We start from the raw sequence: 11,652 nt of genomic DNA on the forward strand, positions 1-11,652 counted from the left end.
TTAAGACACCCCGGTTTTTCTATCTTCACTTTTCTCATCGCCTCCCCTTCCTGTAACAGCACTCTCGCTTGAAACAGGAATCACCGTCCCAGCAACATCGTCCCACCATTCCACCCGATAACACAAACCACACAGCTCTTGGTATACCCCATCTCCCGTCCCCACCCCAAAGGGCACCAATTAAGACCAAGAAATACAATAAAAAAATGTTGTGAAGAATATTTTTATTGAAAATTTTATCTAATTTTGACTCTTGATCCAGATAAGGTTAACCTTAATTACGGGGACAGTTCTTTTTGAAATCAAACATAGATAATATAACGGGGCAATATTGTTTAACTAAAATATTTTATCATGAAAAAACCATTTTTACTCCTTGCTCTATTGGCAATGATTTTTCCGTTCTTTGGCAGTCAGGCCCAAGAAACCGAAAGTCCAAAAGCCGTATTGGTGCCCGAATCCAACAGCACGTATAAATACCAGTTCCGCTTCGACGACATCGTATTGGGTGAACACGAAAACGGCGTAAACAACTCGTGGAACAACGGGAATCCGACTGGAACCGACCACCGAACCCGTAACTTCACCATGTCGGCCTGGGTAAAGGCCGTTAGTACCGAAGGTCAGATTCTGGGCCACGGTCAATCTCTTTTTTATGGTGCCACCGGCACATTCGGTGTATATCTGAGCGGCGGTAAACTGACCTTGAAAGCCCGTGCCTGGGAAGATAGCGGGAATTGCCCCGGTATTGCCGAAGTGGCTACCGAGGCTACTCTTATTGCCAACGAATGGGCCTTCATCTCGGTCGTAGTCGATGACGACAACCGCACCATCAAATTGTACAAGAACGGCAAGTTGGCCGGGACCGGCGATTTGGGTACAATTGTAGAAGGTGGAGAGCGCGAAGGTCACGGCATCGGGTTACTCCAAGACGAATGTGTATTCTTCGTGGGCAACGGCGGATTCTCCTGCTACGTCGACGAAGTTCAACTCTGGAACAAGGCTTTGACCGAAAAAGAGTTGAAAGAGTCGATTCTCGGCGGATATACCCAAGGAAACATTCCCCAGGAACTGATTGCCTACTACAAGATAGAATCGGACTCCCAGGCCGAATTGGAGAACAAAGGTTCCTATGAAGGATCATGCCCGGCCGGTGTCGTACAAGGCACTATCGAAGATTTGGGCTGGGTTCAAAATTACACCTGCGATTTCATCTCCGTACAAATTGTAGAGGGTCACACCTTCCCGAGCTATCAGCTCACCCTTACTCAACCCACCACGGGCGGAACCTTCAAAGTGGTAGATGCCGAGAACAACGAGGTGAATGCCGGAACGATTCTGCAATACACCGCTCTTACCGTCGTAGCCGAACCGGCCGAAGGGTACAGACTCGACCAGATATTGGTTAACGACGAACCCATCGAGGGTACCACCTTCGTCATCGAGGACGACACCGAGGTAACCGTTACCTTCACCGACAAGGCTACCGTAAGCTACACGGCTGTTGCCAACGGTCAGATCGAGATGTTTGTCAACGATGCCACCGAGGCTACCGCCTTTGGCAGCGAAATCACCATGGGTTCGAAAGTAACACTGAAAATAACTCCGGCCGAAGGGTATGAATTGACCTCCCTTCTGATCAACGGAAAAGAGAAAATCGACGAGGTAACCGACAATACCTATACCATCGCATCGCTCGACGGCAACACGACCGTCGAGGCCACCTTTGCCGAACAAATCCTCTACTGGCAGGTAACCTGCATCGTCGAGGGTGACGGTACCGTCGACATCACCGACGAAGAGGGCACCGTATATCCCAGCGGCTACGACCAGATTCCGTCGAACGTGAACCTGAAACTGGTGTTCAAACCGGCCGAGAACTACAAAGTATCGGAATTTGCCGAGAACAATCCCGAGGGCGACAACATCTCGCTGTTTGACCAGATTCAAAACAACGAATACGCCATCGGCCACTTGACCGGCAGCAAGATTTATATAGTTAAGTTCACAGCTATCAGCGGTATCAACGACGCCAACACCGACGCTCTCTCGATCTACTGTCAAGGCAGTATGCTCCACGTCAACGGCGCCAGCGAGACGGCATCGGTAACCCTCTTCGACCTGGCCGGCAAGCAGGTATTGACAACGGCCGAAACGCCTGCCGACATCAGCTACCTGGCTAATGGCTGCTACCTGGTTCAAGTGAAAGACGGCGACATGGTCAAGACCGTGAAACTGCTCAAACGATAACCGCATAGAACGCCGGGGCAACAGGCCTGCGGCTTCGACTCAAAAAAGAGAACAACGCCACATCGGGGCGGCCCCGTTTCTTCGAGGCCGCCCCGATTCGTTTCAACGCACAAAAAAAACGCAAGAGTTTTGTCATAAACTCTTGCGTTTTTTATCCGTGGAGCTGGAGGGATTCGAACCCTCGTCCAAACGAGGAACTAATGAGCTTTCTACATGCTTATCTTCGTTTTGGTTGTCGGGCACAGACAAGACCGAAGCCACCAATCTGTACCTTAGTTTCTAAAATTTCATCGTCGGCCCGAAACCTGCCTTCGACTATTTCCGATATTATTGCACCACCGTTTCGGAACGCTTCGGAACCACAGCAACCGGGTGATGTCTTGTCTCCGCAACTGTTGCAGAGATTAAGCTAATCTACTGTACTTCGATTAAGCAGCAAGAGCGTAGTTATTTTCGCCAGTTAAATTTTTGCTGTCTGAGATTATAGAGCGGGGCAACAAACGCTCTGCATGCTTACCCACCACTTCTACCCGCTGTCAAAACCGGTCAGCCCCAGTGGCAGTATCCCCCACTTGCGAGGGGACGACAAAGATACACATTTTTTCGGGCCGGTAGTACTTTTTTAGGGTTAAAAATGCGTCCGACTCAACTCTTCAACAGCAGAATGAGTTTGATGGCCAGGTCGAAGAGTACGATTTTGGCATTGGCATTCTGCCCGATGTCGTTCTGGGCGTCGCTCAGGTGCTTCATGATGGCCTGTACGTTGCGCTCGTGTATGAAGGGGGCGAACCGGGTGGAGAACTGCTCCTCCTCGCGATTCATATACGAGAGGTCGGGCATGTGCAGGTTGTAGATGTAATTCTCGCGCACCATGCGCTGGGCATAGGCAAGAAAACGACGCAAGCGCTCGCGGCCCAGGTCGGCCACCTCCTCGCTCCACGCTTTCAAATCCTTGATCTTGCGCATGTAGGCCAGGCGCATCACCTGCACGAAATAGTTGAAGAACAGGCGGCTCTCCTCATTCAATTGGAGCGACTCGCAGGCCCGCAGGAAACTTCCCTCGGCTACATGTGCCACCGCCACGGCATCTTGTGCGGCTATGCCATAACGGCTCTGCAACGCCTCGGCGATGACGGGTGTAGAGAGCGACCGCATCTCGACCCGCTGTGCCCGCGAACGTATGGTACCCAACACGCGGTCGGGGTTGTTGCTCACCAGCAGGAATACGCTGCCGGGATAGGGCTCTTCCAGCAGCTTCAACAACTTGTTGGCACAAGTGTCGTTCATACGCTCGGGCAACCAGATAATCATGATTTTGTAGGGCGACTCGTAGCTCTTCAACGACATCTTGCGCAAGATACTCTCACTCTCCTCGCCATAAATCATGGCCTGCTTGTTGTCGGCGTTGATGTAGCTCAGCCAGGCATCAAGTCCGAAATAGGTGTGCTCTTTCAAAAATTCGCACCACTCGGGCAGATAGTCGTCGCAGATGCGTTTCTTCTTCTCGACCTTCACGATGGGAAAGACAAAATGCAAATCGGGGTGCGTAAACGCGACATATTGCCGGCACGAGGGGCATACCCCGCACGCATCACCGTGCTGACGGTTGGTGCAGTGGATATACCGGGCATAGGCCATGGCCATGGCAAACTTGCCTATCCCCTCGGGGCCGCAAAACAGCTGGGCATGGGCTATGTGGCCGCTGTCGACCGAGCGCAGCAACCGCTCTTTCACCTCATCTTGCCCGATTATATCTTTGAAAAACATATCGTGTTGTCTCTCCCTCCCGTTTTAATAAACTTGCTTGGCTATCTGGTAGACACTGTCGACGGCCATCAGCGAATAGAAGTGAATGCTGGGTACTCCCCGCGCCTTCAATTCGCGCGACTGGGCCGCGCACCACTCGATACCGACCTGTTTCACCTGGGTATCGTCCTTGCACTTGGCAACCTCGCGCACCAGGGCGTCGGGTATATCGACGTGAAACACCCGGGGCAACAGCGTCAGCTGCGAAGCCTTCGAGATGGGCTTCAATCCCGGTACGATGGGCACGGTAATACCCATGGCACGGCACCGGTCGACAAAGTCGAAAAACTTGCTGTTGTCGAAAAACATCTGGGTCACGACATAATCGGCCCCCATATCGACCTTGGCCTTCAACCATTTCATATCCTCTTCGGGATTGGGCGACTCGTCGTGCTTCTCGGGGTAACCGGCCACTCCGTATGAGAAGGGTCGTGAGCTGACTACGTCCATAGGGGTACCGTCGATGAAATAGCCCTCGTTGAAACGATTCACCTGCTCTTCGAGTTCGATGGCGTGCTCATACCCACCCGGTACCGCCGTGAAACGACTCTCGTGCTTGGCCTTGTCGCCCCGTAAAATGAGCAAGTCGCAGATACCCAGAAAGTTGAGGTCGATCAAGGCATACTCCGTCTCGTGAGCCGAAAAGCCGCTGCATATCATGTGGGGCACCGTAGGTATCTGATACTTGTTTTTGATAGCTGCGGCTACCGCCACCGTGCCGGGACGGCTGCGCTCCGACACCCGGCGGAACAGCCCGTCGGGCGTATCCTTGTAGACCAGTTCGCTGCGATGTGTCGTTATGTTGATGTACAACGGGTCAAATTCCCGCAGGGTATCGATGGTCTTGAACGACTTCTCGATACTGCTTCCCTTCAACGGCGGTAATATCTCAAACGAAAAACCGGTACTCCCGTGAGTCCTTAACAAATCGGCAACCTTCATATCTGTTTTTTTGCGAGGCAATCGCCGGGGATTGTCTGGCCCGACACACCGCCTCCTGTTCGACACATCTTTTTTACGAAAGACAAATGTACAACAAAATCCCGAAATAGAGAATAACCGCTATATCTTTCCCTTTCAACTGTTAAAGACTCTATACAAAACACCTGTAAACGATTCACATTGATTAAAATGAGTTAAACACAAGCAAATTTCCGGTCAATTATTATGTTTGACAGCATATTTGAGCTTATATTTGCACTGTGTTTTTCATGGTATTAGATTTAAGGTTAACAAAGATTGGTTGTCGTGAGACAATCAATTTTTTTTTGTCCCTATCCGAAACCGGTTGTTCGCTGTGATGAAAAACGAATCTGTCGGATAGTACCCCGAGTTGAACCCAAACGGCTCATGCACATGGACGGCCAACGGTCTGTTCTCCTTTCCTGTCCCCTCCCATCACAGTCCACGAGGCATAAAAAAACCGAATGCAGAAACAAGTTCCGCACCCGGTCTTCACAGTTATAGACTGAACTATCAATGTCTACTTTACATACGAGGCAATGTTCCTCTCGTTCGTCTCAGAAGCGACGCCCCTGCCGTCGGTCTCACTCTCGGCAAAATCGCAGGTATAGTCACGCGTATCACTCATGGTGCGCACTTCGATTTTCAGACCCTTCAAATCGGGGAATTCAGTCCTGATGTCGCCTAACCGAAACGAAGCTACCCCCCACAAAAAGTGATCAAGATCGGGATCGTTCATGCGGTTGTGACGCAAGTTCAGATGCAGATACCCTTCGGAATCGGGGTTGGAGGCCAGCGAATAATCGCGCACCAGATTCATCATGTGTTTCTCACGCCCCAGCCCGCGCACCTCGAATTGTACGGTCAGATACTTGTCGCTCGTCCACATGTCGAGAATATTGATGGGGTCGTTGCCTATACTATCGGTCGTCTCTGGAGTAATGGGGATTACATTCTTTACCAGCACCGAGTCGATGTCGTTGACAAGTATGTAATAATCATACCCCTCACGATTCCCGTCAAGATAAGAGAAATTGATGATTACCCGCTGTCCGTCCTTGGTCAGATAGTTGGGCAGCCGTGTCCCGTTCGAGGGGAACATCGTTTTTTTATTATCCAACAGAATATACGGATCATGATCCTCGGCAACTACCATATCGCCTATGGCATAGGAATAAGGCACATAGTACTCGTTTTTGTCATCGCCACACGACGACAAGCCGCAAGCCAGGAGCACACCCAGCAGTCCGGCTCCCAAAAGATGTTTCATTTTCATATCGCTTTGTTTTTAGTTTTTATCCACTTTTTATGAGATAAACGAAAGTATGATGCAAATACTGCATCGCATACTGTTAAAGAGTGAAAAACAATTTTTCTATCGCCGCCCGTGCAGTATTTTTACATCGTCGCATTTATTATATAACAGGATTCTCACAATGAACGAAGCAGAGCTGGTAGCGTGTTGCAAGCGAAAAGAGCCCTCGGCACAAGCCGAACTCTACCGACGGTACTCCGGCGAAATGTTTGCCCTCTGTATCCGCTACGCCGGCAATCGCGATACAGCCCAAGACCTGCTTCACGACGGATTCCTCAAAGCGTTCACCTCATTCGACAAGTTCGACTACCGAGGTGAGGGCTCTTTGAAAGCCTGGTTGAGCCGCATCATGGTGAATACGGCTCTGGAAGAGGCCCGGAAACAGGCACAGCATGCCGATGTCGACATCGACGAGGCTCCCGACCTGGCCGACCCCGAATCGTGCGACGACTCTCTTGTGCAACACCTCTCGCCCGACACGCTGCTCCGCTTCATCGCCGAGTTGCCCGACGGCTATCGCACCGTATTCAACCTGTTCACTTTCGAGAACAAGTCGCATAGGGAGATTGCCCAGTTGCTGCACATCAACGAGAAGAGTTCCTCGTCGCAACTGTACCGAGCCCGTACATTACTGATGAATCGAATCAAAACGTATTTGTCGAAACATGGAGACGAATAGAGATAAAGATTGGAGAGACCGCTGGAAAGAACAGCTCGACGGTCATTCGGTCACGCCCCCACCTAAGGTGTGGGAACGGCTGACCGACGAGATTGCCCCCCGCCGTATCGTCTGGGGACGCCGGGCCGTACTGTGGGCTGCCGCAGCCTGCATTGCCGTGCTGGTGGGGACCTTCGTGGGGTTGCAATATTTCTCGACGGGAGTCCCCTCGCACGAGACACCCCTGCAAACGGCTCAAACCGGACAACCGGCAGTCGACCGCCCCGCTCTCGCCAACGAGCTCTCCTCATCGAACCCGACGAAACCGCTTTATTCCCAAGTCCAATCACCGGTAAACGGCCGCACGACTCGAACTGCCGATTCGCGTGTCTCCCCCTCCGCTACACCTGGGACCATATCAACCGAGGAAAGCATACCGGTAGCCGAGTCACGAACTATTGTCCCCGACTCCGACCAAACAACCGGCCAACAGATCGCCAATTCCAAGAGAGAGACCTCATCAAAGCAACCATCACAAGCAACAACCTCATCGCACGAGCGCGAAAACTACACGTTATATCCCCGCTCCGGCAAGAGCGAACAGGCAGCCAGTCGCCCCATACGCACCCGTAGCCGCACGAACGAAGGCTGGACAGTGGGTCTATCGCTGGGCAACAGCCTGATTACCGCCGCCGACAACCGCAGCGGATTCGGTAACCTCGCCCCCTACTCGCTCATCGAGATGGCCAGTATTCCTTCGGGTGAAGACGCCTCGACCGCCTCGGGCAAGAGCACCACACCCTACCAGCACGTGATGCTGCAAAACCTCAACGCCCAGCCTACGACCGACGTGAAACACCACTTTCCCGTATCGGTGGGCATTACGGTAGAGAAATCGCTCACACCGGCCTTTGCGCTCGAAACGGGATTGGTCTATACCTACCTCGCCTCCGACCTCACGGCCGGTGACGCCACCTATTACACCCAGAAACAGCAGTTGCACTACCTGGGAATACCCCTGAAACTTCGTTGGAAATTCCTGCGCAAACGCATCTTCGACCTCTATCTGGCCGGGGGTGGCATGGTCGAGAAATGCCTCTCGGGGAAACTGTCGGCCCACTACGAGGTCAACGACCGCCCGTCGCTTACCGAGGACGAGACCCTGCGTGTCGATCCGTTGCAATGGTCGGTATCGGCCGCAGCCGGTATCACCCTCAAACTGGCACCCCACGTCAATCTCTATGCCGAGCCGGGTATCGTCTACTACTTCGACGACGGCTCGCACGTATCGACCATTCGCAAGGAGAAACCCCTCAACATCAATCTGCAAGCCGGTCTGCGATTCGATTTTTAGACCCGCCTTTTCCCCCCAAAGACTAAGGTTCAGCCAAACACAAAGGCGTCGATGGGTCCAGCAAACTTCATAAATTGAAACCGACCGAGAACCAAAGGACTATTCCTGAAATACACAAACTCTCGGTATCGAACTCCACTCGTAACCGACATCGACCAAATTCTCACGACTCGACCGGATAGTACCTCACGGTTTCTATCCGGTCTTTTTGTTATTTAATAATGTATATTTATTTGATAATACGATAAAATCACGTGTATTTATTCAATTTTAGGGGAATTTAGCAGGAATACATTTGCATTATTATTACATTTGCACCCATAAAAGTATTGAGACGAGATGAACGAAAAAACCAAAATACCTGCACCTTTCATTGCAATTATTCCCTTGATTGTTCTTGTAGCCCTGCTGGCGCTGGTAATTCCCACCTTCGGGAGCGACGCCCTTCTGGGCGGCAGCCAGGTGTCGCTGCTCGTGGCTACGGCCGTGTGCGTGGCCATTGCCATGGGTCGATACAACTACAAGTGGAGCGTACTGGAAGAGGGCATGGCCAAAAATATCAAAAAGGTGACCCCGGCCATCATCATCTTGCTGCTCATCGGAGCCATCTCGGGCACTTGGATGCTCAGCGGGGTCGTCCCCACCCTTATCTCCTACGGATTGCAGATTCTCACTCCCCGGTTCTTCCTCGCATCGTGTTGCATCATCTGTGCCATCGTCTCGGTAATCACCGGCAGCTCCTGGACTACTATCGCCACCATCGGGGTGGCCCTGCTGGGCATAGGAAAAGCTCTGGGGTTTGCCGAAGGGTGGATTGCCGGAGCCATCATCTCGGGAGCCTATTTCGGCGACAAGATCTCGCCGCTATCCGATACCACGGTACTCGCCTCGTCGACCACGGGGACCAAACTCTTCACCCACATACGCTACATGCTGATTACTACCGTACCGTCGATGGTCATCACCCTCATCATCTTTGCCGTAGCCGGATTTTCCATGAGCCATACCGACAGCGCCCAAAGTGCACTCTTTGCCGAGACGCTGGCTCAAAAGTTCAACCTGTCGCCCTGGCTGTTGGTGGTACCCTTCATCACCGGGGTACTCATACTGGCCAAGCTCCCTACGATTATCACGCTCTTCATTTCGACGGTCATCGCCGCCATCTGCATCTTGATTTTTCAGCCTCACATTCTGCTGCAAATCGTCCCGGGCGATACACTCGACTTTACCACCGGCTTCAAGGCCCTGATGACCTCGGTATTCGGGAGCACCACGCTATCGACGGGACAACCCGAAATCGATGCGCTGGTGGCCACGCGGGGTATGCGGGGCATGATGGATACCATCTGGCTCATCATCTGCGCTATGTGTTTCGGCGGAGTGATGTCGGCCAGCCAGATGATTCGCAGCATTACCGACCTCTTCGTGCGGTTTGTCCACAAACCCAAAAGTGCCGTCTGCTCGACTGTCGCATCGGGTTTCTTCTTCAACGCCTGTACTGCCGACCAATACCTGTCGATTATTCTCACCGGCAACCTGTTTAAGGAACTGTATCACAACCGCGGGCTCGAAAGCCGACTGCTCAGCCGCACCGTAGAAGACTCGGTGACCGTCACCTCGGTGCTCATACCGTGGAACTCCTGCGGCATGACCCAAGCAACCGTGCTGGGTGTAGGTACACTCACCTACCTGCCCTATTGCTTCTTCAATCTGCTGAGTCCCCTCATGTCGATTCTCGTCGTATTCACCGGCTTCAAAATCAAGCAGGGACTTTCAACCCCCATCTCCCACCCGGAGAATCCGGGAGCCGAGGCTGCTACACATGCGGCATGACACCCCCCTACTCCTGGGTATCGGGGAGTGTCGTGGTGCTGAGAATGGTATCGGCCTTCTCCACATCTTCGGCAAAGACATTCAGCCGAATTGCCCCTACGGCCGAATTGGTCAAAGGCAGGACACTTGAAAAAATCTCGTTCGACAGAAAACAGGGCACCCCATTCGTCTCCAAAACATCTTTCACGATATTCGCTTCGACTGCCGAGTCGAATGTACGATACAATACAATCTCTTTTTCCATAACAGGTGTTTTTTCAGGTGATTACTCTCTTAACTATCTATATCTTTTCGCCCTTGAATCGACCAAGCCGAATCCTATATTACCCAAATATAAGCAAATCTATCGAGAAAGCAAACAACCATCGGAATTTTTAATCAATACTTCATCGAGAGCCCCCTATCCAACGCTAATACCATAAAATATTCCCTATCAATACCCTATCGATACTCCCGTATCGAGAGCCACAGAGCCTGCACGGCCTCGGTGTATGCCTCAACCGAATGAGCTTTCAACACCCGTTTCCGCAAGCGCTTGTCGACATCGGGCAACAGGTATTCCCAAAACGAAGCCATGCGGGCAAGCAGCTGATGCGCTCCCTGAGAGACCTCGGCATAGTAATTCCATACCTGTTCATGCAACCGAGCCACCCGTTCGTACCGATCAGGCGGAAGGGCGCCATTATTGGCATAGGCCTCGGCCAGCCAGGGTGTGGCCAATAATCCCCGCCCCAACATCAATCCGGACAATCGGGGGAATCGCTGCTCCATCGCCGCCATATCGGCCACCGTCGTGAGGTCGCCGTTATAGACAAGAGGCAGATGGCAAACCTCATAAAAGCGGGCAAAGGCTTCCCGGTCGGGCTCACCCTTGTACTGCTGTTTTCCCAACCGGGCATGCAACGTAATCTGCCGCACAGGCGCACTTTCGAGAAGCGGCAACAGCCGCAACGACTCGTCGGGACTCTCCCACCCCAGCCGCATCTTCACCGAGAAGGTAAAACCGTCATACCCTTCGAGCGCACGCAACAGCCGCTCCACCTCGTCGGGATAAGGCAACAGGCCCGAGCCTTTATGGCGACGAACCAGTATAGGAAACGGGCAACCCAGGTTGATGTCGATGCGACGGTATCCATACTCGGCCACCTTGTCGACCAATCGGCACAGTTCGTCGGGTTGCGAGGCAATCACCTGAGGCACGGTCGGTACCCCGGCATTATGAGTCGGCTCGATGTCGCGCAAGTCTTTCCGCCGAAAGTCTCCCTTCTCGATTCGGACAAAAGGTGTATAATAGGCCGTCACCCCACCAAAGAGCGAGGCGTGGGCACATCGGTAAACAGCATCGGTGTAGCCCTGTAACGGAGCAAAATAGATAGGTAACGCCATATTGCAAATGTAGTACATGTGCTGCTCCGAACCAAATTTATTGCCAACTCTCACCGCCCGATTTCATCAGGTACAGCCCCAAACCAG

The 11,652-nt window shown here is 52.4% G+C and carries 9 protein-coding genes and 1 other RNA gene; 4 read left to right on the forward strand and 6 right to left on the reverse strand.

Going from position 1 to position 11,652, the window contains the following annotated elements; genetic code table 11:
• Window positions 1-354 precede the first annotated feature (354 nt).
• Complete coding sequence (locus BARVI_RS02635) at window positions 355-2,250, forward strand: LamG-like jellyroll fold domain-containing protein (RefSeq protein WP_084546964.1); 1,896 nt, start codon at window positions 355-357, stop codon at window positions 2,248-2,250.
• 155 nt (window positions 2,251-2,405) lie between these two features.
• On the opposite strand, the gene ssrA is transcribed toward BARVI_RS02635, so the two are convergent.
• From ssrA to BARVI_RS02650, 4 genes are all read right to left on the reverse strand, one after another.
• Window positions 2,406-2,804, reverse strand: a transfer-messenger RNA (tmRNA) gene (gene ssrA, locus BARVI_RS13100).
• Window positions 2,805-2,895: 91 nt separating this feature from the next.
• Complete coding sequence (locus BARVI_RS02640; protein WP_025277738.1) at window positions 2,896-4,017, reverse strand: DNA polymerase III subunit; 1,122 nt, start codon at window positions 4,015-4,017, stop codon at window positions 2,896-2,898.
• A 24-nt stretch (window positions 4,018-4,041) separates the two neighbouring features.
• A complete protein-coding gene (metF, locus tag BARVI_RS02645) occupies window positions 4,042-4,998 on the reverse strand; it encodes a methylenetetrahydrofolate reductase [NAD(P)H] (RefSeq protein WP_025277739.1) in 957 nt (318 codons plus the stop codon).
• A 541-nt stretch (window positions 4,999-5,539) separates the two neighbouring features.
• A complete protein-coding gene (locus BARVI_RS02650) occupies window positions 5,540-6,295 on the reverse strand; it encodes a NigD1/NigD2 family lipoprotein (protein WP_025277740.1) in 756 nt (251 codons plus the stop codon).
• A gap of 160 nt (window positions 6,296-6,455) precedes the next feature.
• Here BARVI_RS02650 and BARVI_RS02655 point away from each other — a divergent pair, with 160 nt between their 5' ends.
• The 3 genes from BARVI_RS02655 (at window position 6,456) to BARVI_RS02665 (ending at window position 10,179) form a co-directional block, all read left to right on the forward strand.
• Window positions 6,456-7,013, forward strand: a complete 558-nt coding sequence (locus tag BARVI_RS02655; protein ID WP_025277741.1) for an RNA polymerase sigma factor — start codon at window positions 6,456-6,458, stop codon at window positions 7,011-7,013.
• Window positions 7,000-8,346 carry an outer membrane beta-barrel protein gene (locus tag BARVI_RS02660; protein ID WP_025277742.1) on the forward strand — a complete coding sequence of 449 codons (1,347 nt, stop codon included), beginning with the start codon at window positions 7,000-7,002 and terminating at the stop codon, window positions 8,344-8,346. Before BARVI_RS02655 ends, BARVI_RS02660 begins: the two co-directional genes overlap by 14 nt.
• A 339-nt stretch (window positions 8,347-8,685) precedes the next feature.
• Window positions 8,686-10,179: a Na+/H+ antiporter NhaC family protein gene (locus tag BARVI_RS02665; RefSeq protein WP_025277743.1), complete on the forward strand. Its 1,494-nt coding sequence runs from the start codon at window positions 8,686-8,688 to the stop codon at window positions 10,177-10,179.
• A gap of 7 nt (window positions 10,180-10,186) precedes the next feature.
• On the opposite strand, the gene BARVI_RS02670 is transcribed toward BARVI_RS02665, so the two are convergent.
• Window positions 10,187-10,423 carry a putative signal transducing protein gene (locus BARVI_RS02670; RefSeq protein ID WP_025277744.1) on the reverse strand — a complete coding sequence of 79 codons (237 nt, stop codon included), beginning with the start codon at window positions 10,421-10,423 and terminating at the stop codon, window positions 10,187-10,189.
• 197 nt (window positions 10,424-10,620) lie between these two features.
• Entirely contained in the window at window positions 10,621-11,565 is a 945-nt protein-coding gene (locus tag BARVI_RS02675) for a tRNA dihydrouridine synthase (RefSeq protein ID WP_025277745.1), read from the reverse strand.
• Between the last annotated feature and the right edge of the window lie 87 nt (window positions 11,566-11,652).

The organism is Barnesiella viscericola DSM 18177, from assembly GCF_000512915.1.
GTDB classification, from domain to species: Bacteria; Bacteroidota; Bacteroidia; order Bacteroidales; family Barnesiellaceae; genus Barnesiella; species Barnesiella viscericola.

Bases quoted from the DNA above. Each gene is read 5' to 3' on its own strand.
- BARVI_RS02650 (WP_025277740.1), bottom strand. From the start codon at position 6,295: ATGAAAATGAAACATCTTTTGGGAGCCGGACTGCTGGGTGTGCTCCTG.
- BARVI_RS02660 (WP_025277742.1), top strand. From the start codon at position 7,000: ATGGAGACGAATAGAGATAAAGATTGGAGAGACCGCTGGAAAGAACAG.
- BARVI_RS02675 (WP_025277745.1), bottom strand. From the start codon at position 11,565: ATGGCGTTACCTATCTATTTTGCTCCGTTACAGGGCTACACCGATGCT.
- BARVI_RS02655 (WP_025277741.1), top strand. From the start codon at position 6,456: ATGAACGAAGCAGAGCTGGTAGCGTGTTGCAAGCGAAAAGAGCCCTCG.
- BARVI_RS02635 (WP_084546964.1), top strand. From the start codon at position 355: ATGAAAAAACCATTTTTACTCCTTGCTCTATTGGCAATGATTTTTCCG.
- metF (WP_025277739.1), bottom strand. From the start codon at position 4,998: ATGAAGGTTGCCGATTTGTTAAGGACTCACGGGAGTACCGGTTTTTCG.
- BARVI_RS02670 (WP_025277744.1), bottom strand. From the start codon at position 10,423: ATGGAAAAAGAGATTGTATTGTATCGTACATTCGACTCGGCAGTCGAA.
- BARVI_RS02640 (WP_025277738.1), bottom strand. From the start codon at position 4,017: ATGTTTTTCAAAGATATAATCGGGCAAGATGAGGTGAAAGAGCGGTTG.
- BARVI_RS02665 (WP_025277743.1), top strand. From the start codon at position 8,686: ATGAACGAAAAAACCAAAATACCTGCACCTTTCATTGCAATTATTCCC.